Origin of the sequence: Janthinobacterium violaceinigrum, assembly GCF_009208555.1 — a bacterium.
GTDB classification, from domain to species: domain Bacteria; phylum Pseudomonadota; class Gammaproteobacteria; order Burkholderiales; family Burkholderiaceae_D; genus Janthinobacterium; species Janthinobacterium violaceinigrum.
The window spans coordinates 1-494 of record NZ_WFLI01000110.1 but is presented as its reverse complement, the minus strand read 5'-3'; the positions used below and the strand labels follow the sequence as shown (position 1 = coordinate 494).

Below are 494 nucleotides of genomic sequence, written 5' to 3'. Positions count from 1 at the left end.
GACAACACGCGCGGCGTGTTGCAGGCGGACATGTTGCGTCTGGATGCGGCATCCTTGCTGAACCAGCAGGGGACAGTGAGCGCCGGTACGGACCTGACGGCCAAAGTGAGCGGTGACCTGAACAACGCGGGTCTGTTGTATGCGGGCCGCCACCAGCAACTGACGGTGGGTGGCTTGCTGAACAACAGTGGCTCCATTGCCTCCGTCAACAACACCCATATTACCGCTGGCAAAGTCACCAGCAGCGGCTTGCTGGGCGCCGGCGTGAAAGCGGACGGCAGCCTGGGTACGGCGGGCGACTTGACCATCAACGCCGATGGTGTGCTGCAAGCGAGCGGACAGAACCTGGCGGCGGGCAGTGCGACGCTGACGGGTTCCAGTGTGGATCTGTCGGGCAGCCAGACGGGCGCAGCGAATATCGCCATCACGGCAACTACTGGTGATGTACAGACTAACAAGGCGGTGATTTCCGCCAGCAATCTGCTGGCCATCAC

General features: G+C 62.3%; 1 protein-coding gene. It reads left to right on the top strand.

Annotated elements, in window-relative coordinates:
* Window positions 1-30: 30 nt before the first annotated feature.
* The coding region (locus GCN75_RS28855; RefSeq protein WP_152285376.1) for a hypothetical protein at window positions 31-494 on the top strand (464 nt) is incomplete at its 3' end.